This window comes from Pseudoalteromonas sp. NZS11_1, from assembly GCF_015864275.1.
GTDB lineage: Bacteria > Pseudomonadota > Gammaproteobacteria > Enterobacterales > Alteromonadaceae > Pseudoalteromonas > Pseudoalteromonas arctica.
The window spans coordinates 105,391-132,105 of record NZ_JADYXK010000008.1 but is presented as its reverse complement, the minus strand read 5'-3'; the positions used below and the strand labels follow the sequence as shown (position 1 = coordinate 132,105).

The 26,715-nt window shown below is 38.2% G+C and carries 19 protein-coding genes; 8 read left to right on the top strand and 11 right to left on the bottom strand.

Annotated elements, in window-relative coordinates; genetic code table 11:
* Positions 1 to 292: 292 nt before the first annotated feature.
* The 3 genes from I6F44_RS08460 (at position 293) to I6F44_RS08450 (ending at position 2,982) form a co-directional block, all read left to right on the top strand.
* Positions 293 to 952 (top strand): MOSC domain-containing protein, encoded by a 660-nt coding sequence (locus I6F44_RS08460; protein WP_197173604.1) that lies wholly within the window; start codon positions 293 to 295, stop codon positions 950 to 952.
* A 129-nt stretch (positions 953 to 1,081) separates the two neighbouring features.
* Entirely contained in the window at positions 1,082 to 2,536 is a 1,455-nt protein-coding gene (locus tag I6F44_RS08455; protein WP_197173603.1) for a sensor histidine kinase, read from the top strand.
* Entirely contained in the window at positions 2,533 to 2,982 is a 450-nt protein-coding gene (locus I6F44_RS08450) for a response regulator (protein ID WP_010552557.1), read from the top strand. Before I6F44_RS08455 ends, I6F44_RS08450 begins: the two co-directional genes overlap by 4 nt.
* Before the next feature lie 153 nt (positions 2,983 to 3,135).
* On the opposite strand, the gene I6F44_RS08445 is transcribed toward I6F44_RS08450, so the two are convergent.
* The 6 genes from I6F44_RS08445 to nirB all read right to left on the bottom strand — a co-directional run bounded on the left by I6F44_RS08445 (position 3,136) and on the right by nirB (position 11,706).
* Positions 3,136 to 4,854, bottom strand: coding sequence for a two-component system response regulator (locus I6F44_RS08445; RefSeq protein ID WP_197173602.1), 1,719 nt, complete (start codon positions 4,852 to 4,854; stop codon positions 3,136 to 3,138).
* Positions 4,855 to 4,912: 58 nt separating this feature from the next.
* Complete coding sequence (locus I6F44_RS08440) at positions 4,913 to 6,103, bottom strand: sensor histidine kinase (protein ID WP_197173601.1); 1,191 nt, start codon at positions 6,101 to 6,103, stop codon at positions 4,913 to 4,915.
* 279 nt (positions 6,104 to 6,382) lie between these two features.
* Positions 6,383 to 7,645, bottom strand: coding sequence for a nitrate regulatory protein (locus I6F44_RS08435; RefSeq protein WP_121954533.1), 1,263 nt, complete (start codon positions 7,643 to 7,645; stop codon positions 6,383 to 6,385).
* Between the two features lie 274 nt (positions 7,646 to 7,919).
* Positions 7,920 to 8,783, bottom strand: a complete 864-nt coding sequence (gene cobA, locus I6F44_RS08430; protein ID WP_197173600.1) for a uroporphyrinogen-III C-methyltransferase — start codon at positions 8,781 to 8,783, stop codon at positions 7,920 to 7,922.
* A 9-nt stretch (positions 8,784 to 8,792) separates the two neighbouring features.
* Positions 8,793 to 9,146 (bottom strand): nitrite reductase small subunit NirD, encoded by a 354-nt coding sequence (gene nirD, locus I6F44_RS08425; RefSeq protein WP_197173599.1) that lies wholly within the window; start codon positions 9,144 to 9,146, stop codon positions 8,793 to 8,795.
* On the bottom strand, positions 9,133 to 11,706 hold the full coding sequence (gene nirB, locus I6F44_RS08420) for a nitrite reductase large subunit NirB (RefSeq protein ID WP_197173598.1): 2,574 nt from the start codon (positions 11,704 to 11,706) through the stop codon (positions 9,133 to 9,135). The genes nirD and nirB overlap by 14 nt, the downstream gene beginning before the upstream one ends.
* Before the next feature lie 394 nt (positions 11,707 to 12,100).
* Here nirB and I6F44_RS08415 point away from each other — a divergent pair, with 394 nt between their 5' ends.
* The gene (locus tag I6F44_RS08415; RefSeq protein ID WP_197173597.1) at positions 12,101 to 14,221 is read left to right on the top strand and encodes a 2Fe-2S iron-sulfur cluster-binding protein; all 2,121 of its coding nucleotides are present in this window, start codon (positions 12,101 to 12,103) and stop codon (positions 14,219 to 14,221) included.
* A 183-nt stretch (positions 14,222 to 14,404) separates the two neighbouring features.
* Here the strand turns inward: I6F44_RS08415 and I6F44_RS08410 are convergent, their stop codons facing one another.
* Entirely contained in the window at positions 14,405 to 14,728 is a 324-nt protein-coding gene (locus I6F44_RS08410; protein WP_197173596.1) for a low molecular weight protein tyrosine phosphatase family protein, read from the bottom strand.
* 594 nt (positions 14,729 to 15,322) lie between these two features.
* On the bottom strand, positions 15,323 to 15,946 hold the full coding sequence (locus I6F44_RS08405; RefSeq protein WP_197173595.1) for a glutathione S-transferase: 624 nt from the start codon (positions 15,944 to 15,946) through the stop codon (positions 15,323 to 15,325).
* Between the two features lie 117 nt (positions 15,947 to 16,063).
* On the opposite strand from I6F44_RS08405, the gene I6F44_RS08400 reads away from it, so the two are divergent.
* Positions 16,064 to 16,981 (top strand): LysR family transcriptional regulator, encoded by a 918-nt coding sequence (locus tag I6F44_RS08400; RefSeq protein WP_197173594.1) that lies wholly within the window; start codon positions 16,064 to 16,066, stop codon positions 16,979 to 16,981.
* A gap of 87 nt (positions 16,982 to 17,068) precedes the next feature.
* Here the strand turns inward: I6F44_RS08400 and I6F44_RS08395 are convergent, their stop codons facing one another.
* The 3 genes from I6F44_RS08395 to I6F44_RS08385 all read right to left on the bottom strand — a co-directional run bounded on the left by I6F44_RS08395 (position 17,069) and on the right by I6F44_RS08385 (position 20,421).
* Entirely contained in the window at positions 17,069 to 17,920 is an 852-nt protein-coding gene (locus I6F44_RS08395; RefSeq protein WP_197173593.1) for a universal stress protein, read from the bottom strand.
* Between the two features lie 10 nt (positions 17,921 to 17,930).
* Positions 17,931 to 19,421: a SulP family inorganic anion transporter gene (locus I6F44_RS08390; protein WP_197173592.1), complete on the bottom strand. Its 1,491-nt coding sequence runs from the start codon at positions 19,419 to 19,421 to the stop codon at positions 17,931 to 17,933.
* A gap of 271 nt (positions 19,422 to 19,692) precedes the next feature.
* Positions 19,693 to 20,421 (bottom strand): NUDIX hydrolase, encoded by a 729-nt coding sequence (locus I6F44_RS08385; protein ID WP_007585186.1) that lies wholly within the window; start codon positions 20,419 to 20,421, stop codon positions 19,693 to 19,695.
* A 364-nt stretch (positions 20,422 to 20,785) separates the two neighbouring features.
* On the opposite strand from I6F44_RS08385, the gene I6F44_RS08380 reads away from it, so the two are divergent.
* From I6F44_RS08380 to I6F44_RS08370, 3 genes are all read left to right on the top strand, one after another.
* Complete coding sequence (locus I6F44_RS08380; RefSeq protein ID WP_197173591.1) at positions 20,786 to 22,141, top strand: MFS transporter; 1,356 nt, start codon at positions 20,786 to 20,788, stop codon at positions 22,139 to 22,141.
* A gap of 62 nt (positions 22,142 to 22,203) precedes the next feature.
* The gene (locus I6F44_RS08375; RefSeq protein WP_197173590.1) at positions 22,204 to 23,271 is read left to right on the top strand and encodes a glycoside hydrolase family 43 protein; all 1,068 of its coding nucleotides are present in this window, start codon (positions 22,204 to 22,206) and stop codon (positions 23,269 to 23,271) included.
* Between the two features lie 387 nt (positions 23,272 to 23,658).
* Complete coding sequence (locus I6F44_RS08370) at positions 23,659 to 26,688, top strand: TonB-dependent receptor (protein ID WP_197173589.1); 3,030 nt, start codon at positions 23,659 to 23,661, stop codon at positions 26,686 to 26,688.
* Positions 26,689 to 26,715 lie beyond the last annotated feature (27 nt).

Here is a 26,715-nt window from a genome sequence, read left to right as displayed (position 1 = left end):
TAACAACCATTTGATCATGAATTGAGCTTCAACTCAATTTCTTAAGATCTTACCTATGACATGGATGTAGGTAAGGGGCGTGAGCAGGACGCGGAAGCTTTGCTCGGTTTTTACTTAGCCCACTAGGTTACAAACCTCGCGCCGCGATTTAATCGCCCCTAGATTGAATAAATTTCAATCCACAAAGATAAACACGCCCTAGTCTTAAACGGTCATTTTTTGCTTAAATTTATTTATAATAATTTTAAAACCTGCATAATTAATTTTTACTTCCTCATCCGTTGGTATCGCAATGAAAATCATCTCGACTAATATTTCTAAAATTAAAACTCTTATTCATAATGGTAAAGAGGTGAAAACAGGAATATTTAAAACCCCAACTAACGAGCCTGTAGTGATTGAAAAGCTAAACATTATAGGTGACGAGCAAGCTGATTTAGTTAATCACGGCGGGGTAGATAAAGCGGTATATGCTTTTTCGCACAATCATTATGAGTATTGGAAACAAACCCTCGAGAATGATAATTTGGCAGTAGGTGCCTTTGGCGAAAACTTCACGATTTCTGACCTTGATGAAGCGAATATACACATAGGTGACCATATTCGAATTGGTACTGCACTGCTTGAAGTAAGCCAGCCTCGTGTACCCTGTTTTAAATTAGCTATCGCGCTTAATAATACAAACAGCCTTAAACTGTTTACGCAGTATTACTGCACTGGCGTGTATTTTAGGGTACTAGAGCAAGGCGTTGCAAAAACGGGTGATAGTGCTGTTATCGAGAAGAAAGCCTCGCACGACATATCAGTTAAAAAGCTGTTTCAAGCGTTTTTTGATAAAAAATACGTAGGTTATGAAGACATACTTTTAGAAGCATTAGCTTTACCAGAGCTTGCTGTAGAGTGGCAAGAAAAGCTAACAAAGAAGCTTGGTATAAAAAGCGAACAAAGCTAGTTATAAATTGTTATTTTTAGAGAGCCTAGTAAAAAAGATAAAATCTGCTATACCTAAGGTTATAAATACTATAATTATTATAGTGTTAATTAAAAATTGTTGGGTTAGTAGCTAAAATAGGTGTCGTATATGAATATCTCAAGAAAACTGATGCTTATTGTAATATTAACTGCAGCAGAGATAAGTATTACTGTCTACTCAGCTTTTGAAATTGCTAAAGGAGCTAAGTTTCATCAACTTAACTTTCTTCATTTAAAGTATACACATCAACTTACCAAGTCAGTTAAAAAAATAGAAAATGATATCCCCATAGATATAAATACCATTGAGTCGGATATATTGTTAATTAGGCAGCAACCGATTGAATGTATTGAACAAATAAACCCGTTAAATTATGCTGTTATGAAAGTTATTAACACAGATCATACATTAACAATCTGTGAAAACGATATTGAAATTGCTGATAAAGCCTTATTGTCAGTTAATCAGTATAAAAAGGGGAAACTTAGTAGAGACGCTTTTTTACTAAATCTTAATACTTCGCTAAGTGGCTTTAATAAAAACACGGAGCTGTTTGAGGAACCAATTAGAAAAACAGTATCGTTTATACTAATGACGCTAATTCCACTTGTTATAATCATATCTTTTTTTAATATTCTTTTTATAAGTTATCTTTCTCGCACAATATCGAGCTCTATACGAAATCTAACTCTACTTTTATCAAGTAAGCCCGAAAGCAATATTAATCTAGACGATGAACTTGATATAAAAACGTCGGGTGAATTAAAAGCACTCGTTATCGCGGCCAGACAGCGAATTAAAAATGATCTTTTAAATATTGAAAACAGTATTGAACTCAAAGAGATTATAAACAGCCAAACAGCTTCCCTGCAGCAAGCAAATGATGAGCTTGCCCAGTTTGCTTATCGGGCTTCCCATGACCTAAAATCACCGCTGTCAGGGGCTAAATCCTTAGCGCATTTTGTTATCGAAGATATAAAAGCGGGAGACACAGAGGAGGCAAGCCGAAATGCACTGGTTATTTATCAACAAATGGAAAAGTTAGAAACACTTGTTGTTGATATTTTATTGTTAGCCAAAGCTGAAATTGGTAATGAGGATAAAGATTTAATTGACTTTAATCAGTTAATTATTGATATGAAAGAACGACTGTCTTGGCTCATGAAAGATAACCCTTGTACGCTCGAAACAACAATTAATTTATCAGTACCTATAAGGTCAGAAAAAGCGCGTTTTGCTCAAATTATTGAAAACTTAATTTCAAACGGGTTGAAGTATTACGACAGAAATAAAGATTCGCCTTATGTCCGCTGTGATATTTTTAATGAGCAAGAGACGTTTTTTATTACTGTTACCGATAACGGAATGGGAATACCACAAAAGCATCAAAGTGAAGTGTTTGATATGTTTAAGCGATTTCATGCACAGACAAGTACGGGGTCTGGTTTAGGGATGGCGCTGGTTAAAAAACATATTGAGTATTTAAATGGTGAAGTATCACTGCAAAGCTCTGATGAAGGTACGACGTTTAAAATAATAATACCAATGGATAAGCTAACATGACAAAAATTAAACCCCCTATATTAATTGTCGATGACAATGAAGTTGACCGGTATATTCTTAAAAGATTAATTAAAGAGGCTGAATTAGATCTTACAATTTTTGAAAAAAAAGATGGCCAGGAAGCATTAGAATTTCTAGAAAATTATGAAGCTAACAGAAAAGAGTACCCTGATGGATTTCCTCCAATACTCATATTTTTGGACATCAATATGCCAAGAGTCAATGGTATTCAGTTTTTAGAAGAGTTTTCTAAACTGAGGAAGATGATAGAAATCAGCTCTTGTGTGGTTATGATGTTTAGCTCATCAGAAAGAGAAGAAGAAAAAAAGATTATAATGTCACACGATTTTGTTAAAGGTTACCTTGTAAAAGGAAGCTTTCAGGCAGCAGAGTTAAAAGAAAAAGTATTGGCTGTCATCGGTCAGCATTTGGAAAAACACAGCTGATTTGCATGTGTTTTAAGTTTTAACCCACTAGGCTGTGCCAATTGGAGAACCTTTAGTTTGAGTATGTGGCACAAACCAAAGGTTTTTAGCTTAAGGTTATAAAGGTGTTTGATTTAAGTTTCAATTTTACAAAGGCTCAAAATAACCTATTTATTAAAGTTTTATTTTTTTACTATAGTCATCGAGCAGCAAATTAATTTCGTTTACAGGCATAGGCTTTGAAAAGAGAAAACCTTGCAAGTAGTCTATATTTAATTTTTTACACAGCTGATGCTGGGTTTCAGTTTCGATTCCTTCAGCTACCACAGAAAAATCTAGTTTCTTCAGCATTAAAGATAAGCTCTCGATTATTTTTAATCGTTTATTATTTTCTCCACCTAACGATTGCATGCTTTTGTCTAATTTTACTATATCAATAGGGTAGGAAATAAGGTGAGATATGGATGAATAACCCATACCAAAATCGTCCAAAGCAATCCTAAACCCTTTATTAGACAAAGAAGTTAATATTTCAATCACTTCTTTACTGTTTTCCATAAAAGCTGTTTCTGTTATTTCCAGAATAATACTACTGGTTTTTAAATTGTATTTTTCGACCGTCTCTAATAGATACGTTTGTAAAACTTCTCTTTGCAGTTGTATCGGTGAAATATTAATAGATAGAGTTAACGGCGTTTGATAGTCTTTCTGCCACAAAGATAACTGCTTTAAAGCACTCGCAATTATCCATTTTCCAAGAGGGGCTATTAATCGGCACTCTTCAGCAATAGGAATAAACTCATCGGGGGTATAATTAACGGTTGTATCTGGCCAACGGATAAGGGCTTCGACACCTGTCATTATTTGTGTTTTTGAACAATAAACAGGTTGATAAAATAGCCTAAAGTTTTTTTTCTCTATATGCTCTTTTATACTATTTTGAATATCTACCCGACGACTAAATTCATATTGATATTGCTCTTTGTAAAAGCTTATTCTACTTTTACCACTTTGCTTTGAGCGATACATTGCAATATCAGCACATTTTAGCAGTTCATGAGATTCAGTAGCATCATTTGGGTATATGGCGCTTCCAATGCTAACACTGCAATTTAAAGTTCTGCCTTCATGCAAAAAGGGTTTAGAAACTTCAGCTAAAATTCTATTTGCTATCATACCTATTTGATTAATATTGCAAATTCCACCTATTATAACTGCAAATTCATCGCCTCCTAAGCGTGCAAATCCTTCGTTTTGCCTCAGGCAACTATGAATCCTTTCTACTGTTTGTATTAAAATTTCGTCGCCAACACTATGCCCAAGCGTATCATTAATATTTTTGAAGTTATCTAAATCTAAAGCAAGTAACGCCACGCAGTTTTTAGCACGTTTATTGTTAGCTATCATTACTTTTAGTATTTCTTCAAAATGATATCGATTAGACAAACCAGTAAGCTGATCCCGTTCTGCCATATGCTTTACAGCAAGATAACTGTTGTGCATACGTTGTTCTGCCTCGAAGCGTTTTTTGGCATATATAAGCGCTTTATTTAAACTATCCCTCGTTATATCACCTTTTGGTAAAAAGTCTTGAGCGCCTGCTTCTATACACTCAATAGCCAAAGCTGAGTTCTCTGAGGAGCTAATCATGATAATTGCGGTGTTACCGAGTTTAGGCTTTGCACGCATTTCAATTAGCATTTCAATGCCATCTTCTTTAGGCATATTATAATCGAGTAGTATTATATCAAAGTGCGTGTCTTCAATGGCTTTCAAGCCCTCGGATACGCACGTTACCTCGGTAATGTCATGATGATGAGAGCCATCAGAAATAAGCATTTTTTTAATTAATTTGCGATCAACTAAGTCATCATCAACAATTAAAATATTCATAAGTTCCTTCTAAGAGCAGCATCTACATGATGCTCGTTTATAATTGATAATTTCATAGTTAAACTTTGGGCCAATAAATAGTGAATGTACTGCCAAGTTCCCCATCGGAGGCTACTTCAATTTTGCCCCCATAATTAATAATGAGCTTATTGGCAATACAGAGTCCAATGCCGCTCCCTTCAACATCATCTCGAGATTGCAATGTCTGAAATAACTTAAATATGAGTGAAAAATATTTAGGGTCAATTCCGGGGCCATTATCTGTTATCTCAATAATGTAATATTGATTAGAGGGGATAAGTGAAATATCGATAACCGGGTGCTCTTTATTGTTATGTTTTATTGCATTACTAATAAGATTTTGAAAAACAGTTTTAAAAGGGATCAGCGGTATATCGAGTGCTTCGTTATTGGCGTGTATATCTAAAGTGACAGCTTGTGGAATTTCTAAAATTTGTTCTATATCTTGGTAAATACTTTCTAAAGATATGCTTGCATGAGTTGAATCACAGCTATTTATTCTCGAGTAGCTTAGTAAATCTTCTAGCAGTACTTGCATTCTATTAGCCCGGCTGAGCACAAGCTGAAAATTTTCTAAGTGCTCTTGAGGGAGTAAATCTTTACAGTCATCATAAATCCACTCTAATAAACGTTTTATAGCATTTAATGGTGACTTGAGATCATGTGAAGCAATACTGGTAAATTCATCAAGTTCATCGCTCATTTTTTGTAAGTTTGTGATTAGGCGTTCTTTTTCAGTTTCGTCTTTTTTTAGCTCGCTAATTGTAGAGTGAAACTTAGAACTGTTTATTTTATCTAATGAATTTTTACGTTGGACTAACTGATTAACAAAGTTTTTTTGTAAACTATTTAAGATTAATTGTTCTTTTTCGGTAAGTAGTGAATCACTTGCTCGCTCGAATACCAACCATCCAAACTTAAGGTTTGAGGGCAAAATAATAGGTGATACCACTCTAAATATTTTAGGATCATGCTCAATAACCGATTCATTAAAAACGTCATCAGATAGTTGCTCTTTAGCTACTGTTATTTTTGGACCTGATTTATATAGCTCGACAGCACGTTGAGGCAGGTTAGCAACAATAGAGGATGAGCTTGCATCAAAAATGTTTAAAATTAGCTCAGCAAAGCTTTCTAAGCTTGTTTGAATGTCATTATCAAGAGAAGTCGTTAATTGCTGCTCATCTATTAATGATACACCTTCTAAATAACTCTCTACATTGGGCATTCAAACTCCTACAACAGTATTAAATAAATATGCCTCATTAAAATGAGATGCAACAAATGATTAACTTATTGTAGTTGATTATTTTGAATGTGTTGAATAATTTGCATTATAAATAGACTTCAAATTAGAGTTTTACCTTATTATAGTCAGTAGCTTATGAATCTATTTTCAAATAAGGTCAAACTAAGTCTGATCGTGAAGTTTATAACTGAATAAATAAGTATTATGTAGAGTAGTGTTCTTACTAAAGAGCAACATGCCCTAGTAAAAACAGCATATTTAATCGCTCATTTGTATAATTGTTTGCGCTACGCTAAATAAGGTTTTATGCGTATCCATTGCTTGTTTTTGTAGCTGTTTATGGGCTTGCTCTTCCGTGAGTTTTAACTGCTCAATAAGTATGTACTTGGCTTGGTGAATTACCTTTTGCTCACTAATTACTTTTTTAGCGTCAAGTAACGCTTGGTTTATTTGTTTAATATGCTGGCTTTGCTCGATAATTAAATCGTACATACTTTTATTACTATTGAGCTTATCGGCCGCTATGTTTTGGCTTACTTCTGGCTCTGGTTGCTTAATGGCTAATTGGCCAAAAGCAGGGGCTATTTGTTGCTCTACCATATTGTTAAGTACCTGCTTATTTGTATTTAAGCTACGTTGAGCACAGGCTATTTGCATTGCTGCGGTATCAATTAACTGATCTGCTATATTTTGTTCAATTTTGTGCATTATATCTATGCGCGTAGTGGTTACTTCGTACCATACTTCGCTCAGTTGTGAGAGCGGTTGAGCGTTCTCGTCATCGAGCTTTTGCAGTAAACTTCTAAGTTGCTCTACCTGATTATTAACCTGATGCGTTGTTAGTGTGCCAAAACATTTTAAAAGGTGCGCATCGGCGTACTCATTAAAAAAGTCAAAGCTGTGGTTTTGTTCTTGTACAAAATGCGCGAGTTGTTGTTTTTGCTCTGTGGTAAATTTACTCGCTGCAAATGCTTGTGCACCACAGGCACGCTCTTGTCCTGCGTATTCTTTACCTTGCATAAAGTTAAAAAAGGCAACTAATAAGCGCGTTATTTTGGGATCGCTTGCGCCATCTGCTGCCTCTAAAATAATATTGAGTAAACTAGCAATTAACTGAGTGAATGACTGCGTAGCATGTACCGCACTAATGTTTTGTTGTGCTATTTGCTTGCGCAATACCGGTAATGCATCGAGTGCTTGTAAGCTGTAGGTAATTAAATTAAATAACCGAGTATGGCCAGTATCGGCGTTGTCGTTTATAAATGTTTGTTTAAGAGAATCATAAAATGCAGTTTGTGCGCTGTCGCTTAAAGGGATTTGTTCTTGTAATTGGGTTTTAAATCGCTCTCGATTTGAGGCCAAAAATATATTACTCATTGCGCGTTCTTTTTGTAACTGATGTACAAAATCGCCTAATTTAGTAAGCGAGGCACAACTATTTTGTAATTGCTTTAGCGCGTGTATTTCTTGATATTTAGCCGCTAATAAAAACTGTTTTGTGAGAGGATTGCTTGTCGCCATAGGTATTATTCCACACTTTTTTGTTTTTAAAGTGCAACCACTGTTCCAATCATTAATAAATTTCATCATTGAATTTAAAATCAAGCTAATACAATTGCTTAAAGTGTTGTTTTTGCTTGTCACTGTGTTTCTATAATTTAACTTACCATTACTTTTAACTTATTTGGTGCATTTAAGCATGTTATTGCACACAACTTGAACCCAAATTAAAAACAAAAAAAGCGCCTACTCCTGGGGAGGTAGTAAGCGCGAAAAGTGCATTATTCATTTTGTATCATGCGTTAACATTTATACTGTTTAATAACTCAGGGCTAATTGCCATTTTATGATTTATTACTTCACCAATCATAATAAGGGTAGGACCTTGAAGGTTGTGTTTAGCATGCTCATTTACTATCAGTTCAAGCGTACTAGTAATTACTTTTTGCTTAGTGGTAGTGGCATTCTCTATTAGTGCAATGGGTGTATTACTTGGCCAGCCCACTGATTGCAAACCGTTGCTTAGCGTTTGTAAGCGCGAAAGCCCCATATAAACCACTAAAGTGGGGTTGTTGTTTGCAGGCATAAACGCGTAATTTTGCCAATGAGGTTGCTTGTTAGGATCGGCAAACTGCGCCGTTAAAAATGTAACACTACGCGCTACATCGCGTGCAGTGAGCGGAATACCCGTATAAGCGGACGTAGCACAAGCCGTTGTTACACCCGGAACAATAGCAAAATTAATATTATGCTTACTAAGTGCATCGGCTTCTTCGTTAATACGTGCAAATATACTCGGATCACCGCCTTTTAAACGCACTACGTTTAAGCCTTGTTGCGCGTATTTAACCAGTAGTTCGCAAATGTTAGCTTGGGTCATCGAATGCTTACCAGCACGTTTACCTACAAATACACGCTGCGCTTTTTTAGGAAGCGCTTTTAATAAATCATCGCTTACTAACCAATCGTATAAAACAACATCGGCGGTATTAATTAAACGCTGCGCTTTTACCGTAATTAGCTCTGCGTCTCCTGGGCCCGCACCAATTATATAAACGTTGCCGCTTTTAGCACTGCGATCATTTGAGCTTGTTAGCTTAGTAACAAGCTTACTTAGCCACACGTTTTCAATACCCGAAAAATAAGACAGTACACTCATACTATTCCCCTAAGCCACAGCTGTTGTAACTTTTGGTTCAGAGCTTATAAATACACTGCCGTCTTCAATTTTTGCATTAAAAACCGGTAAGTGTATTGCTTCTGCTTCTAAACATTCGCCTGTTTCTAGGCAAAAGTGTTGCTTATATAAAGGCGATGCGACAACTAATTTATTGTCGATTGAGCCAATAATGCCACGCGATAATACATTGGCTTTGCCAATCGGGTCGTAGTTGCTAATGGCAAACACAGCCGCTGGATTTTGTGGAATGTAAAAAATAGCCACTTGCTGATTATTAACTAATGCGCATACGCCGCTATTAGCCACTAGGTTGTCGATTGTTCCAATATTATGCCAAGACATCAGCTTGCTCCTCTTCAACTTCCATTACTGGAATACGGTTTTGTGTATTACGTTGCTCACGTTTTTCGGCTTCTGTAGCAGGGCGAATTTGGTTACGCTCTTGCACAAATAAAATGTTGTCGTCGGTTTCGGGGCTATTAACAAACTGGCGGAATCGTTTGGCAGCATCTGGGCTTTCAATGGCTTTTTTCCACTCACACGCATAGGTTTGTGTAATTAATTCCATTTGCGCTTCTAGCTCATCGCAAATGCCTAAGCTGTCGTCAATGACTACGCTTTTAAGGTAGTCTAAACCGCCTTCAAGATTTTCCATCCATACCGACGTACGTTGTAATTTGTCAGCTGTTTTAATGTAAAACATAATCACGCGGTCAATGTATTTAATCAGTGTTGGCGTGTCTAAATCGGTTGCAAATAAATCAGCATGGCGAGGGCGCATACCGCCATTACCACACACGTATAAGTTCCAGCCGTTTTCGGTAGCTATAATGCCAATATCTTTACTTTGTGCTTCGGCGCATTCGCGGGTACAACCCGATACCGCCATTTTAAATTTATGCGGTGCACGAAGTCCTTTGTAGCGGTTTTCTATTTCTATTGCGTGTCCAACGCTGTCTTGCACACCATAACGACACCACGTACTACCCACACACGATTTAACGGTTCTAAGAGACTTACCATAAGCATGACCTGTCTCAAATCCGGCTTCAATAAGTCGCTCCCAAATAACAGGAAGCTCTTCTAAGCGCGCACCAAATAAATCAATACGCTGACCACCAGTGACTTTGCAGTACAGGTTAAAGTCTTTTGCTACTTGTCCAATTACAATGAGTTTGTCGGGCGTTATTTCGCCACCAGCAATACGGGGTACTACAGAGTACGAACCATCTTTTTGCATATTTGCTAGGTACGTATCGTTAGTGTCTTGTAAGCCAACATGGGCGGGTTCTAAAATAAAGTCGTTCCATGTTGAGGCTAAAATAGAGCCAATGGCAGGTTTACATATTTCACAGCCATGACCGCTGCCGTGTTTAGCTAGTAAGCCATCAAAGCTTTTAATGCTTTCTACTTTTACCATGTGCAGTAGTTCTTGGCGTGAATACGCAAAGTGCTCACATACATGGTTGTTTACTTCAACTCCGCGACTTGCTAATTCGTTATCAACAACAGATTTTAATAACGCAGCACAACCACCACAGCCACTTGCTGCTTTAGTACATGATTTTACAGAGGCTAAATCGCATGAGCCGCCATCAATGGCACCTACAATGTCGCCTTTACTCACATTGTGACACGAACAAATAGTGGCTGTGTCGGGTAGGGCACTGCCAGATAACGACGGCGCGCCGCCGCTGTCTGGTAAAATTAAACACTCAGGGTTTTCTGGTAAGTCCATGTCGTTAAGCATGTACTGTAATAAAGTATCGTAGTCGCTGGTATCGCCAACAAGTACAGCGCCCAGTAATTTGTCGCCTTTTTCACTTAGTATGATTTTTTTATAACAGCCGCGAATAGCGTCTTGGTATATAAGTTCTTTGCAGTCTGGCGTTTTTGCATGAGCGTCGCCAATTGAGCCTACTTCTACGCCTAATAACTTAAGTTTGGTGCTCATATCGGCACCTAAAAACTCAAGCTCGCCACCACTTAATTGGCTCGCTGCAACGCGCGCCATGTTGTAACCCGGTGCAACTAAGCCAAATAGTTTTTTGTCCCACAGGGCACATTCACCAATGGCTAAAATATCAGGATCTGACGTTTGGCATTGATTATTAATGATAATACCGCCGCGTTCACCGAGTTCTAAATCAGCAATTTTACCTAGCTGATCATACGGGCGAATACCGGCAGAGAACAAAATCAGATCTGTTTCTAAAAATGACTCGTCCGAAAAATTTAATCTAAAGCGACTGGTTTCGCCTTTTACTATTTCGCTGGTTGCTTTTGATGTATGTGCTGTTACGCCGAGTTTTTCTATTTTATTTTTTAGTAGCGTACCGCCTTGTCCATCAAGTTGAACAGCCATAAGTTGTGGCGCAAATTCAACTACGTGGGTATCAAGCCCTAGTTGCTTAATGGCGTTTGCGGCTTCAAGCCCCAACAAACCACCACCAATAACAACACCGCTTTTACTTACAGCGGCACTGGCTTTTATTTGTTCTAAATCTTCTAATGTGCGATACACCAAACAATGGGGTTGGTCGTTACCTTTTATAGGCGGCACAAATGGAAATGAACCTGTCGCGAGTATAAGTTTGTCGTATGGGTATTGCTCACCGGTTAATGTGGTCACTACTTTTGCTGTTCTATCAATGCCTTCAACCCACTGGCTGGTATGCACATTAATATTAAGCTGTTTGTAGTTGTCGTGGGTGGTAAGTGCTAAATCGGCGGCTGTTTTGCCATCAAATACACTTGATAAGTACACGCGATCGTATGCAAGATTTGCTTCTCCGCAAAGTACAGTAATGTCTGCGTTGGCATCGCTTTGGCGCATTTGCTCAACAAAGTGGTGTCCGACCATACCATTACCAATAATGAGTATTTTTTGCGAGGTTTGCATAGGGCATTCCTTAAAGTGACGGTTTAAATACAAATAACAAAAAAGCCCGCCACAAATACGCAATATGCATAACTGTGTGCGGGCTTCTTTGCCGATGGTTGCTAATAGCTATTGTGCTAACAACCTAAATTTTTGCCGTAAGTAAAACGGGCTTGTTAATAGAATGTTTGCAAAAATACAGCCAGTTTTTTAAGTTATTGTTTAAATAGTATTTAATGTGTTTTTAGAGTGAGGATAAAACCTATTTTGTTATATGTTGGTGCGCGCCTGGCACTAAGAGGGTGCAAGTATTGTCATTGTTTTGTGCATTATCAGTCAATAAAACACCCATTATCATTCATTGTGTATTGAGTTAAATTTAACCCATGAAATACGCACACGAATTACGAGCAAAATGATAAATACAAACTCAATAGATGCTTCACCTTTTCACGAAGGCGAGCTGGCAATACAAGACAAACTCGGTAAACGAGAAATAATGGAAACATTTGGTAAACGTGCCGTGCGCTCATTTATGCCAAAGCAACATCAAGCCTTTTTTGAGCACTTACCATTTGTGGTTGCAGGCAGTGTTGATGAAAACGCTAATCCGTGGGTATCTATTGTTTCAGGACAGTCAGGCTTTTTAAGCGCCCCAACTCCTACGTCGTTATTAATGAAGCACGCGGTTGATAAAAACGACCCCTTACATGACACGTTAAATATTGCCTGTTCGCCAATTGGTTTGTTAGGCATTGAGCTAAGCACACGTAGGCGTAACCGTTTAAATGTGCGCGTAAGTGAGGTAATTAGTGATAATCAGGTGAGTTTTAATGTTGATCAATCCTTTGGAAATTGCCCGCAGTATATTCAAACGCGCGACTTAACGTTTAATAGAGATCCTTTAGTTAAAAGTAGTGCAGTACAAAAAGTTGAATTTAATACACTTGATAACGCAGCTAGTACGTTAATTGATATCACCGATACATTTTTTGTTTCAAGCTTTATAACCGCAAAAAACAACCCAAAAATTGAAGGTGTTGATGTTTCTCACCGTGGTGGGTTGCCGGGCTTTGTAAAGCGCGAAGGCAACACATTAACGATTCCTGATTACGCAGGTAACAATTTTTTTAATACCTTGGGTAACTTTTTATTAAACCCAAAAGCAGGTTTGTTATTTCCTGATTTTGACACCGGCAATGTATTAATGCTTACCGGCAGCGTTGAAATTTTATGGGACGGGCATCCAGAGCTTGAAGGCTTTATTGGCGCAGACCGAGGCTGGAAATTTACCCTCACTAAAGGAATGTGGCTTAAAAACTTACTCCCGTTTAGTGCTAAATTTGATGCTTATTCCCCTAATACTAAAATGACGGGCACGTGGCTTGAGGCTGATAAAAACAAACAAGCCGAAAAACTAAAACATACTTGGCAGCCTTTAAAAGTAACTAAAATAATAAAAGAAAGTAATGTAATTACCTCCTTTTATTTAGAAGGGCATAACAATACAATCTTGTTACCGTTTAAAGCTGGGCAGCATTTAACTGTACAAATACCATGTAAAAATAGTCGCAATAGCAATAGCAATAACAGTAATAGCAAACCTGTTATTAGAACCTACACCGTGTCATCAAGCCCTCATGAACTATTTTATAGATTATCGATTAAAAAAGAGCTCAGTGGTGAGGTGTCTAACTACTTTCATAATAACGTAAAAGTAGGCGACGTTATTTTAGCTAAATACCCACAAGGACAGTTTTTTATTGACCCAACCAGTGCTAAACCTGCGGTATTAATTGGTGGCGGAATAGGCATTACACCTATGATCTCAATGGCTAAACACATTACCAATGAAGGGTTAAGAACCCGCTATACACGCCCTTTGCATATTTTTCACAGTGCTAAAAATGCCCAACAGCGTGCGTTTTATAACGAGCTAAAAACGCTTGCAGATGCTAGTGGCGGCGTAATTGATTACTACTCACTTTTATCTCAGCCTGAGCTTGATGAAAAGCAAGACAATGGCTTTAATTTAAAAGGACGCATAAACGCGGATGTGTTTAGGTATTATTTACCACTTGATGATTACGAGTTCTTTTTATGCGGGCCTGAAGCGTTTATGCAGCACGTATATAACGAGCTGTTATTGCTAGGTGTGCAGGACAAAAACATATTTGCTGAAGCATTTGGACCCTCCATTATTAAGCGAAAAGTGCTTAACACAAACGAAGCACCTAATAAAAGCAAAGAGATTAGCGTAGAAGAAGCAGACAACACTGTAATTAAATTCAGTAAATCGGGCTTTGAGCAGCGCTGGAACAAAGGCGACAACACTATACTTAATGTAGCCGAATCCCATGGTTTAGAACCTGAATTTGGCTGTCGAAACGGTAGCTGCGGCAGTTGCGCCGTAAAAATAAACGCAGGCGCTGTGGTGTATCGCAATAACGTAAATTACCCGATAGAGCTGGGGCAGGCGCTAATTTGCTGCGCCGTACCTGCTAAAGGCGTTGATGAGCTTGATTTAGAGCTGTAGTGTTTTGAAATATAGCTCTAAATGTTTTAATTAAACTTGAGAAGTAAAGTTCTGAGGAGTTCAGCTTGTTACAATTGACTTAATATAATCAAAAATTTAAAATATCTATAAATGATTTGTCGCAGTATGAAGTCTCGTAATAATCATCGCTTTAAAATGGTTTTATAGTCATTATTTATGTGTTCAAACACTAATATATTGAGGTACTTTTTGATTAAATAGCTTGATTAATGCTGGTTCCATATATTCATAATTATCTGGAATACCTAAACAAATAACACGTTGTTCTTTTAAATATTTTTTAAAATGTGTACGCAGCTTCTTTATTTGTGCTTGCTCCATAACAAAAATACAATGGGCCCAAACAACATCTTCAATGCCTAAAGGTATTTCTGCATTATTATTTAATCCTGCAGAGCGAACATTAACATCTGGTAAATCTGAAAATATGGACTCTGCTGTTGGGCTTCTTAGTTTATTTTGACTACATACAAAGAGTAAGTTCATTTATTTCCTTAGAGAAACATATAATGTCTGCTTAGACAGGTTGAAAATGCTTTATAATTAGGGGCTTACTCAAGTTTAGCACTCTTTTTACTTGTGTTTTTGGTTTTTCATATGCTATTTTTCGATCAAAGCAGATTGAACTGATTTCCCCACATCTAGAAACTACAAAAGCACAATTTGATAGAATAATTCGAAGTCTTTACTAGAAAAATTAACACTTCTGGAGCCATGATGAACAGAAGCTTTCTACAAACTATATTTTTCAATTATGTAGATTCAATTTCCCTTTGTTAATTAGATCTCCAATAAAATCGGGAAGACGTTTCACGTACATTTTGTTCTCATAGGAGTATATAGGTATTTTTTCTCAAATAAATTGAATTCAAACCTCCCTCTGGCATATAGCTATTTTATCAGAGGACATTTCATTTACTTTCATATATAAATATTATTATATCCTGTGAAACTCTACAAATAGAGAATAGCGTAACCTATTACCAATTATAAATATTATCACTGAATTTCAAGTACCACTTAAACAAGCATAAAAAGAGGCTTAATAGCCTCTTATAAAACAGTATTAAAAACTTAAAACTAAGCTAGTAAACCCGCTTTTGTTTTAGGCATTGCTATAAAACCATCAAGTTTACGAACGTTGTTTAGCCATCTTAAAATATTGGGATATTGCTCAAGCGATACGCCGCCCTCTGGTGCATGTGCTATGTACGAAAAGTTGGCAATGTCGGCAATAGTAGGCTGATTGCCTACTAAGTACTCGCGATTTTGTAAGTACGCATCCATTGTTTTAAATAATGTGTGGGCAATGTTTATCGCGTTTTGATGATCAAGCTCTGCGCCAAATACAGTAACTAAACGCGCCGAACAGGGACCTGAAGCCACAAGCCCTGCAGCAACGCTCAACCAGCGCTGAATGTGCGCTTGAACAGTTACATCTTCAGGGTACCAGGTTCTGTTAGCATCAAACTTTTGTGCCAAGTACAGCAAAATAGCGTTTGAATCGTTAATAACGTCATCGTTATGTTTAAGTACGGGTACTTGCCCAAAAATATTCATTTTTAGAAAGTCAGCTTGCTTTTGTGCGCCGTTTTGCAATGCAACATCAACCATATTTACATCAAGATTTAAAAGCGATGTAAATAGCTCTGCACGATGTGAATGACCAGATAAAGTAAAACGGTATAGCGTTAGGTTGCTCATGGGTTGTCCTGTTTTTTAATTTTGAATAGTGGTTTTTAATAACGCTATTCTTTCACCATTATCCATTTTGAAAAACCGAGCTAGTAAGGAATAAATGTCAATGCTATATTGACAATCATGGATACTATTATTGGCATTAAAACAATCATAGCGGTTGTTGAAACAGGCTCTTTTACAGCCGCAGGCGATAGACTAGGGCTTTCAAAGGCACTGGTCAGTAAGTACGTGGGCATTGTAGAGCAAGACTTAGGGGTTAGATTATTTAACCGCTCCACGCGCAGAATTTCGATTACCGAGGCGGGGCAAAGTTATTACGCAAGCGTAGTGCCTGTAATTGAAAGCTACAGCGAAATGCTCGATAACTTATCGGGTCAAACAGCGCTTGCTAGCGGCAAGCTTAGGGTGAGTGCGCCGGTGTCGTTTGGTGAATCAAACCTTGCGCCGTTAATGCCTGAGTTACTGAGCCGCTATCCCGATTTAAGTATTGATTTAGTGCTTTCAGACAAAACAATTGATTTGCTAGAAGAGGGGGTTGATTTAGCAATAAGAATTGGCAGTGTGTCTGACTCTAATTTAATTGCGAGGCAAATTACCAGTTACCCTTTAATTTTATGTGCATCAGCAGATTATATTCAGCGGTTTGGTGCACCTATAAGTGTTGGCGAGCTTGAACAACACGCTACGGTGATTGATAGCAACTTTAAAATAGGTCGCCATTGGCCTCTAGTTTCACCTAGTGGTGAGGCATTAACGGCAAGCGTAAACTCGCGTGTTTCGGTTAATAATCCGCAAGCTGTAAAAGAGGTGGTTGTAGCGGGTGGCGGTATTGGCTTAATCCCTGAAATAGTGGTGAGAGACGATATTGCATCGGGTAAGCTTGTACAGGTTATGCGGGACTATAAAACCTTTGAGTTTGGCTTATTTGCTATTTATCCGCATAGAAAGTTTGTGGCTCAAAAGGTTACGTCGTTTGTTCAGTTTTTATTTGAAAAGTTTGAAGCTAAGCCAAAAACAAAAAAGCCTAAAATCAGTTAAGTGATTTTAGGCCTTTTAAAGTAGGTCATTAAAATATCATTTAAAACAGGTGCTTACTTTAAAGTGGTGCTTACTTAAAACAACCACTTACTTTAATATAATAACTGGCACATCGTTGTTTTCGAGCATTTTAATGGTATTACTGCCCACAAAAAACTGCCTTAACTTAGAATGCCCAAAAGCCCCCATAACAATCAAATCAATGTTATTTTGTTCTTTGTATTGCATTAACGAGTCAAAAATATTGCCCTCTAAAAAGCTTGCAGACACTTCAAAACCCATACTACTGAGTTTAAATTGAGCGTTAAGAAACTTCTCTTCTAAGTTCTTCTCATTATTATTAATACTCACTAAATGACAATGAAGCCCATGTAATAAACCACCATCAATAACTTGTTGCAGTGCTTTGTCGGCTGTTTCGCGACCATCGTACGCAATCATAAATGATTCAGGCTGCTTAAACTTTCTAGAAATAAGCAATATTGGTTGCGAGGCGCTACGCACGAGCGTTTCGATGTGTGAACCAAGTGCATTTAAATCAACACGATGATCAACACCATTTCGACCAATAACGATTAAGCGAGTATCATCTTTAAAATCAATAATAGCGTCGATTACATCACCGTGACGTTTAATTAATTCATAGTTTTGAATATGAGCAATTTTTGCTTGTACAGCAACCGAGTCGAGTAATTCATCTGCTAGTTTTAAAGAAACTTTACTACGATGTTCATCGAGTTTTGTCATTTCTTCAAGCAAAGCCGATTGGGCACCTAAACCAATCGTACCGGTGTAGTTACCTACATTAGTTTGTTGTATTTTTTCAAGCATATGTATAAAGCTAATTGATTTATCTAACTTTTTTGAAGCCCAAATAGCAGCTTCGGTTACAGCGTGTGTAATGACAGAGCCATCGATACAGGTAATTATTTTTTTCATTACATTCTCCTTAATGACCGCCAAGTAGTTTATCGACTTCTTTAGGGTCGTTATGTACGCCAAACTTATCAACAACTGTTTCGGTTGCGCTATTCATACCAACAATATTCACTGTTGCGCCTTCGCGTCTAAATTTAATAACCACCTTATCGAGTGACGATACACCGGTTATATCCCAAAAATGTGCATGGGTTAAATCTATAACAATATTTGTTACCGCACTTTTAAAATCGAACGAAGCAATAAATTGCTCTGCTGAGGCAAAAAATACCTGACCTACAACTTCATAAGTTACTAGATTTTTAGTTTCATCGTGCTTAGTTGTAACAACCATAAAGCGACCAATTTTATTGGCAAAAAACAACGTAGCTAGCAATACGCCAACTAAAACACCAATGGCTAGATTATGCGTGGCAACAACCACAATGACGGTTGAAATCATCACTACGTTTGACGAAAGAGGGTTCTTTTTTAAATCTTTAACGGATGTCCACGAAAACGTACCAATCGATACCATAATCATTACTGCAACTAATGCCGCCATAGGAATTAAACGCAGCCACTCATCTAAAAACACCACCATGATGATTAAAAATAAACCAGCAATAAAGGTTGAAAGTCGTCCACGACCGCCCGATTTAACGTTAATAATTGATTGCCCAATCATGGCGCAACCCGCCATACCACCAAATAAACCTGCGCCAATATTTGCAATACCTTGACCTTTACACTCTTTATTGCGATCGCTCGTTGTATCGGTTAAGTCATCAACAATAGTGGCGGTCATCATGGATTCAAGTAAGCCCACAACAGCAAGACCAATCGAATACGGTAATACAATTTGCAGCGTTTCGAGTGTTAGCGGTACATCAGGCCATAAAAATATAGGTAGGGTGTCTGGCAGTTCGCCCATGTCGCCAACTGTTCTTATATCAAGCCCTAAAAACAGTGCAAGTAAGGTAATAACAACAATACACACTAAAGGGGAGGGAAGGATTTTGCCAATTGTTGGAATATACGGAAATAAGTAAATAATACCCAAACCCGCTGCAGTCATCGCATAAACATGCCAAGTAACATTAGTCAGCTCAGGTAACTGCGCCATAAATATTAAAATCGCCAGTGCGTTTACAAACCCTGTTACAACAGAGCGCGATACAAACCGCATTAACTCACCGAGCTTTAAAAAGCCTGCAAATATTTGTAGTACACCGGTGAGTAAGGTAGCAACCAGTAAGTATTCCAGACCATGATCTTTAACCAGCGTCACCATTAACAGTGCCATTGCACCGGTAGCAGCCGATATCATGCCAGGGCGTCCGCCTACAAAGGCAATAATAACCGCAATACAAAATGAGGCATATAAACCTACTTTTGGATCAACACCCGCAATAATAGAAAAGGCAATAGCTTCAGGTATTAGGGCAAGCGCCACAACAATACCAGCAAGCACATCACCACGAACATTAGAGAGCCAATCTCTTTTTACGTGATCAAACATGTAATAAACCTAATTAGTTAGTTTCCCAAAGTATAGGGGAGTATTTTATTTAAATAACAATGATTCTCGCGCAGATGGCGATTAAGGTTGCACGCAACGTGCTGATGAAAAAGGGAGTGGTTGCCTAGGGCGGCGTAAGTTTCAAGTAAAAAGCTCCTTTTTGATTAGTGTGTATTGATAATGGGAATAAATTATAAGTAACGCATACACTTTAGCAATATAGAGTTAGTTCATAAAGAGTAAACCTCAATCCAATAAGGTTTTTAAGCAATTAAAACTCAAACGTAAAACCAAACTCTCTTAATTTTTCGTACACGTTTATGTCAAAACGATAAAGCGTTGCGGCTCTGTGAGCTACGTTGGTTTGTTTTTCTTTGCAGTTTATTAATAAGTTCATTTTTTGAAACTTACGTCTAAAGTTAGGTTTATCGAGTGATTTATTTAAAATTGACTCGTAAATCCCTTGTAGCTCAAGCAGGGTAAATTTTTCTGGGAGTAAGCTAAAACCAATAGGCTCGTGTCTTACTTTGTAGCGTAAGTAATCAAGGCCACTTTTTAAAATATCGGCATGGTCAAACATTAAAGCGGGTACACTATTTACATCAAACCATTCACATTCTAAAGCATTATCGCCGCTCACAAGGTTGGTTTCTTCAAAGCGAACGAGCGAATAATAAACAATGGTAATAATACGTCTGGCAGGGTAGCGGTCTACGTTACCAAAAGCACCTAACTGATCTAAGTACAGGTTTTCAACACCGGTCGTACTTTTAACAACACGTAAAGCTGCAAGATCTAAGTTTTCATCTTTACGAACCCAATGACCAATTAAACCCCATTGGCTTGTTGCAAGGCCCCGATTATATTTAACCAGCAACACCTTTAACTTACCTTCATGAATAGCAAATACAATATTATCTACGGTTAGATTACTAATGCAGTCATCAGGAATCGATTCTTCGTCGATGTTGTTAGAAATGTTTGATGTTTTATAGTGCATAAATTACTCAGCCAAAGCTATACATAGATATTGTTATAAAGACTATTAAGAATATATAAAAGGTGGGTAAAGCGCAAATAAAAAACTTTTATAATTCCTATTTAAAACAATCACATCTATTTAATTATCCACGTTATTAACTGTACCTATTTTTATGCGTTTACGCACTTATTCGGTTTTGGCTAAGTACTGGTTTTTTATTGAACGAATAATACCTTTGTATGTTAGTAAATTTAACGCTTAATTAGCGTCATGTATTAAATAAATTACTGGCCGATTAAAAATGTAACATAAATGTTTACATGCGCTAAAAATGCATATAGTATTTTTGACTATATCGATTTGCATTGAAAATTGAGCACACATGAACAACACAAAACACACACTCACAATTAAAGAAAAAATAGGGTACGGCCTTGGTGATACAGCCAGTAATATTGTATTTCAAATGGTCGCTAACTTTATGTTGATATTTTACACCGATGTTTACGGTTTATCTGCAGCCGCTGCGGGTACCTTATTATTAGCGGTTCGTTTATTTGATGGTATTACTGACCCAATAATGGGCAGTATTGCCGATAGAACGCGCAGCCGTTGGGGCTCTTACCGCCCATATATATTATTTTTAGCCGTGCCTTACGGTGTGTTTGCTTGCTTAGCATTTATAACCCCAGATTTTGATTCTACGGGCAAGCTTATATATGCCTACTTTACTTACGGGCTATTAATGACGTGTTATACCGCCATTAATATACCGTACGGCGCACTTGGCGCAGTAATGACAAACGACCCTAAAGAGCGTGCATCGCTTCAGTCATACCGCTTTGCAATGGCAATGGCTGCACTGCTTGTAATTGTATGGGCACTGCCTAAACTGGTTGCTTTTTTTGGTGACGGCGACGATGTAGTAGGTTACCCGCTAGCAATGGTGTTTTTAGGCGGACTTGCTGCGGCTTGTTTTTTACTATGTTTTAAAATGACTAAAGAAACCAAACAAGTTAAACCCGCGCAAACTAAAAAGAATGCCTTTCTTGAGTTTTTAAGCTTATTTAAAAACGATCAATGGGTTGTGATAGCCGTTATAAGCCTAGCAACATTAATCTTAATTGGCGTTAGAGCCTCTGTAGCACCGCATTATATTAAGTACTACGTAGGAGAAGCCTCACTTACTTCTAACTTTTTAACACTCTCAGCAATTGGCTCAGTACTAGGCGCTGTGTCTACTAACTTTTTAACCAAATTTATTGAAAAGAAAACACTATTTATAGTCGCTTTAGTGGTCGTAATTATTTCTCATAGCATGTTTTACGTACTTGAGCGCGACGCCATAGTCACCATTTTTATCGTCTACTTTATTGCTAACTTTGCCCACATGATAATTACCCCAATTATGTTTTCGATGGTGGCAGATACGGTTGACTACGGCGCATTAAAAATTGGTCGCCGATTAACCGCTGTTACGTTTTCGGGTCATTTATTGGCTATAAAACTAGGCTTTGCAATTGGCGGTGCTATTGCAGGGTGGATATTATCTGGCTATGCATACGTGCCTAATCAAGAGCAGTCAGAACACACGTTATCAGGCATTTTACTCGCCTTTGCTGGCATTCCAGTAATTTGTACCGTGGCATGTTTAATTTTTATAACACGTTACAAACTTACCGAGCCTGAGGTAAAGCGCATTCAAACGCAGCTGGCTGATAACAAAACCATAAACTAATTTAGCAGTCCACTTTGCACCTTTTAAAAGTGCAAAGTGGGCAGGCAATACTAGGAGTGAAAATGCAAAATACAGCACAAGCAGCACCCCCATCTAATGGATTAAGTGACGCTGAACTTAAACAGTTAAAAGACTTACAACGAGCCAACTCGTTAATACAAAATCATAATGTATTAGTTGATCACATGTATACCGCCGATCCGTCTGCGCATGTGTTTAACGGCAAAGTGTATATTTATCCATCGCATGACATTGAATCAAAAAATGAAATTAATGATAACGGCGACCACTTTGCAATGCGCGACTACCATGTGTTTTCCCTTGACGAAAGCTCAGGCAAAGCCATTGACCATGGCGTAGCACTTTGTGTAGATGACGTAAAATGGGCAAGCAAGCAAATGTGGGCACCCGATGCAGCGCATAAACTTGGTCAGTATTACCTTTATTTTCCGGCGCGCGATCAGCAAGGTATTTTCAGAATTGGCGTTGCAAAAAGTGACAGCCCAACAGGTCCATTCAAAGCAGAAGATGATTACATTCAAGGGACGTTTAGTATCGACCCAGCTGTATTTGAAGATGACGACTCAAGCCATTATTTGTATTTTGGTGGCTTGTGGGGCGGGCAATTACAAAATTGGCAAACCAGCGAATTTAACAATGAAGACACCTATCCCAAAAATGGTGAACCTGCAATCCCTGCGCGTGTAGCAAGATTATCTGAAGATATGATCAGCCTAAGCGAAGACGTAAAAGAAGTTGTTGTACTCGATGAAAGCGGCTCGCCAATTACAGTGTGCGATAATAACCGCCGCTTTTTTGAAGGCCCTTGGGTACACAAACACAACGGTGTTTATTACTTTTCGTACTCAACGGGCGATACGCACAAAATTGTATACGCAACAGGCGATAACCCATACGGACCATTTACCTATCAGGGCGTTATTTTAAACCCAGTACTAGGTTGGACCACGCATCACTCAATTGTTAAACACAATGGTGATTGGTTTTTATTTTATCACGACAGCACGTTGTCGGGCGGGCAAACCCATTTACGCAGTATGAAAATGGCTAAGCTCGAACACGACTCAAACGGAAAAATTCAAACAATAAGCCCATATGAACACGCTTAGTAAAAATAGTTACAAACAATGCAAATTATCTTCGTAAGCACCGCTACGGCTTTTATTTGCATAAAAAAGATATGGTCAATATGACCATTAATTTTTATTGTTAATGGTCAAAATAAGAGGAAGCTGAGGACATATGACAAAATGAAAATATTTTAAAGCAAAAAATTAGCACAAAGAATTAGCATAAACGTGCTGTTATTTAACGGTTTTTAGTTAAGTAACACATGTTTAAAACTGGTTGTGGTCTTTGTAAAACGTTTAAAACATACACACACAATAATTATTTATTGACCGTAAAATGAAACAAATAGTTTACAATTATGTTTCGAGTAATTCTTAAAGTCTTGCAGTACGTCAATAATAATTAAATAAGAAAAAGGCATCATGATGTTTAAGAAAAAGATAATTTCAACAGCCATACTCGCTGCAATGGGTACCGTTACGCTTCCTCACCAAAGCTACGCTGCAGAAACCGTTGCCGATGAAGATGTAGAAATAATACAAGTAACCGGCATTAGAGGTTCATTGCAGCGCTCTATGGATGTTAAACGCGATTCTTCTGGTATTGTCGATGCAATTTCGGCTGAGGATATGGGGAAATTTCCTGATACCAATCTTGCTGAATCACTACAACGTATTACCGGCGTATCAATAGATAGAGCGGGCGGTGAAGGTAGCCGCGTAACAGTCCGTGGATTTGGACCTGCTAATAACTTAATTACAATTAATGGCCGCCAACTTCCAAATACAACAGGTGACCGTACATTTGATTTTGCAAATGTCGCATCTGAAAGCGTATCGGGCGTGCAAGTTTATAAAACATCAGACGCAAGTGTTACTTCAGGTGGCATTGGTGCAACTATAAACTTAACAACCAACAGACCCTTAAATAGCCCAGGTATAAAAGCATCGTTTGGCGTTAAAGCTGTAGACGATCAATCTACCGACGAGGGTAGCATTACACCAGAGGTAAGCGGTTTATATTCGCAAACATTTGGGGATGACAAGTTTGGTATTTCGATTTCAGGTAGCTACCAAGACCGTGAAAGCGGTATGCAGCAGTTTATTCAAGATCAAGGCTACAGAGCATCTGATTACACAAATACAGGATGGGGCGGTGTACCTGCAGGCGCAGAAGGCGGAGCAAACAGACCTACATCAGGCATTTACTCAAACCCGCAACAACCACGTTATGTGTTTGAGGAACGTCAACGTGAACGTGTAAATGGTCAGTTGGTATTTCAATATCAACCTGTTGAAAATATTACAGCAACCCTTGATTACACGGGCTTTAAAACAACCGTTGAAGAGCAGCACACTGACGCCTCAGTTTGGTTTAACTACGCTGGCGACAGAAGTGAATCTGTTTGGGCGGGCGAGCCTAACGCGTACCCACTCATTTACTCAGAAATTTATGACATCCAAAGTGATGCCGATTTCCGCGATACGTCGCTTACGGTAGGTTCTTGGGGTCGCGAAGAAAAAACAGATTCATTAGGCTTTAATTTAGAGTGGACAGTGTCTGATCAACTTAACCTAGAGTTTGATCACCACAGTTCAAAAGCCTCAATGAAAGCAACTGATCCACGCCACGGTACACGTAACAATATTCAGTTACCATCGTACACACGTTCACGTACCGGGCTTGATTTAACCGGCGACTTACCCGGTATTGCTATTGGTAACATTGAAAATTTTACCCCAGAAACCATGCGTTTATCGGGTAGCTGGTTTGCAAACGACAAATACGATTCAGAAATCGATCAAACGCAAATTTCAGGTAAGTACTTTTTTGACGACAGTTTAAGTATTGATTTTGGTGTTGCAGTTAATAAAGTAAACAACCATTATCGTCATACACAAGTGCAGCGCCCAGATTGGGGTGGGGTTGGTGTTGAGGGCGACTTTGCTGATATCGATTGGCGCCAAGATACTATTTTAGATAAGTTTCAAGCTAAAGCGGGTAACTTTGAAGGCACTGCAACACAAGGCGAATACGATTTATTTAATACAATCTTTTTTGCCGATTTTGATGCGATTGTAAATGCAGCAGAGTACGCAGATCCTATTGCCAACGTAGATAACCTTTATGGTGATTGTAAAGCAGCCGACGGCGCAGCGGCAGGACCAAACGGCGAAGGACAATTTTGTGCTTCAACCGACTGGGATGCAGCAACAAACCGCTTTACTGAAGAAAAAACGCAGTCTGCTTTTGCACAAGTAAACTACAAAGGCGAATTGAGCGGCATGTTCTTCGACCTGCAAATTGGCTTACGCTACGAAAAAACAGACGTATTTTCTAAAGCAACCGCACCAGGTTACAGCCGCGTAGAGTGGAACGAAGATACAGCCACATCAGTAACCGGTGTTACCGGTATTGAAACGCTAAGCCAATCGGCAGATTACAGTCAATTCCTACCTAATATTAACTTTAATATTGAAGTTGTTGAAGATGTAATGATACGTGCAGCAGCGAGTAAAACTATTTCAAGAGCGGGCTACGGTCAGCTACAAGGCGGTACAACTATTAATACCGGGGGTAGTTTAAGTGGTTATTCGGGTGGCTCTGGTAATCCAGGTCTTAAACCGCTTGAATCAATTAACTACGATTTATCAAGTGAATGGTATTACGACGAAGGAAGTTATATTTCGTTTGGTTACTTTAAAAAAGACGTAACAAATTGGATCACTACAGGCACTATCGACTCAAATATATTTAACTTATATGACCCATTAAATGGTGAAAAATTTAGAGCTGCATCAAGTGCACTAGGTGGTAATGCATCTAACGAAGACATCAGAAATTACATTTTTGAAAACTTTGCTGATGATCCAAATGTGCAGCCTAATTTTGATGAAGATGGTGAATTAGACGGTGGCACAATTGTTGGTGACCCAGACTCAGATGATCCAATTAACTTTAGAATAAACGTGCCTGTAAATGGCGACCAAGAATACACCATTGATGGCTTTGAATTTAATATTCAGCATTTATTTGGTGAGTCAGGCTTTGGCGGTATTTTTAACTACACCATGGTTGACTCAGGTCTTGAATACGACAACGACTCATTAGAGGATACAGAAGCACTAGTAGGGTTAAGTGATACAGCAAACGTGGTGTTCTTTTACGATAAAGAAGGCTTACAAGCACGTATTGCGTATAACTGGCGCGACTCGTTTTTAAATGAGCGTCGTGTAAATGGCGATTTAACCGCACCAATTTACACCGATGAGTATTACCAAATAGACTTTAACGTAAGTTACGAAGTACCAGCAGTAGAGGGACTTACTGTATTTATTGAAGGTATAAACATTACTGACGAGTACGTAACATCGTACGGGCGTAAGCAAGAGCTGATTTATAACATCACTCAAACTGGCTCTCGTTACGGTTTAGGTGTTCGTTATAATTTTTAATAAATTACTCTTGTAGCAACCTTATAA